The sequence below is a fragment of the Aeromonas australiensis genome, assembly GCF_000819725.1.
Classification (GTDB): Bacteria; Pseudomonadota; Gammaproteobacteria; order Enterobacterales; family Aeromonadaceae; genus Aeromonas; species Aeromonas australiensis.
The window spans coordinates 1-650 of the sequence record NZ_CDDH01000088.1 but is presented as its reverse complement, the minus strand read 5'-3'; the positions used below and the strand labels follow the sequence as shown (position 1 = coordinate 650).

Genomic DNA, 650 nt, shown 5'->3' with positions numbered 1-650 from the left:
GCCACGCTGCTGTTGCCGCTCTTGAACAGCACGGCCGTTTCATCCAGCAGGCTGGAGGATTCGCTGGAGCTTTGCGACACCTCGCGAATGGATTCCGACATCTCGGTCACGGCGGTCGCCACCTGATTGGTCTCGGCTTGCTGCTGTTGCAGGTTGTCGGTGATGGATACTGCGTTGCGCAGATCGTCCCCGGCGGCCTGCAGGATCCGGCCGCAGGTCTGCTGGGTACGGGCCAGCACGGCGTTGAATTCGGCCTGATTCATCACCATCGACAGTTCGATGGCGGCGATGTTGTCCACCTTGTTGGTGTAGAGCAGCTGCATCAGCGGGTTGTCGAAGCGACTGCGGGCCATCATGTTGAGCTTGCCGAGGCGGCGGGAGAGGGCATTCAGGGTGATGGCGGCTATCGCCAGTGGCAGGGCGGCCAGCGCCAGTTGCCAGTTTATGCCGAGGTTGTAGCCCAGCATCAAGATGGCGAGCAGGCTTAGTAGCAGGCAGAGGTTGATGGTCAGGGTATGGGAGAAGGTGGGTAGCTTGAGCACCAGCGGCAGCTTGTTGTTACGCAGGTCGGCATAGACCTTCTCGGCCCGCTGCTTGATCTCCTCGCTGGGGGCGGTGCGCACCGACTGGTACTCCACCACCCGGCCGCT

Annotated in this window: 1 pseudogene; it reads right to left on the bottom strand. The window is 62.2% G+C overall.

Features of this window, described 5'->3' with window-relative positions:
* Positions 1-650: pseudogene (locus tag BN1117_RS15670) on the bottom strand (methyl-accepting chemotaxis protein); the annotation flags it as partial.